The 453-nt window shown below is 40.2% G+C and carries 1 protein-coding gene; it reads right to left on the bottom strand.

Translation table 11 applies throughout. From position 1 onward, the window contains the following. Positions 1 to 437: aspartate-semialdehyde dehydrogenase (locus KH400_RS21035; RefSeq protein WP_217227985.1), on the bottom strand; the 437-nt coding region annotated here is incomplete at its 3' end. Between the last annotated feature and the right edge of the window lie 16 nt (positions 438 to 453).

Genomic DNA, 453 nt, shown 5'->3' with positions numbered 1-453 from the left:
CCATACTTTTCACGAATTGGCTCAAGAGCAACAACCATTTGAATCGTTGAACAATTTGGATTAGCAATGATTCCATTATGGTTCTTTAAAGCTTCTTCATTTACTTCTGGAACAACAAGAGGCACGTTTGAATCCATTCTAAATGCACTTGTATTATCAACTGCAATCGCTCCACGTTTAACTGCTTCCGGCGCTAGTGCTTTTGAAACTGATCCTCCTGCTGAAAATAGTGCAATCTGAACCCCTTCAAAAGCTTCAGGTGTTGCTTCTTCTACTGTATACTCTTTCCCCTTAAAAGAGATAACTTTCCCTGCTGAACGTTTTGAAGATAATAGTTTCAAGCTAGCAATCGGAAAATCTCTTTCCTCCAACGTTTTTAACATTTGTTGACCAACTGCGCCTGTTGCGCCCACTACAGCTACATGATAATTTGACATTTGTGTTCGTCTCCCC

The sequence above is a fragment of the Desertibacillus haloalkaliphilus genome (assembly GCF_019039105.1).
Classification (GTDB): Bacteria; Bacillota; Bacilli; order Bacillales; family KJ1-10-99; genus Desertibacillus; species Desertibacillus haloalkaliphilus.
This window is presented reverse-complemented; position numbering and strand designations above follow the sequence as displayed.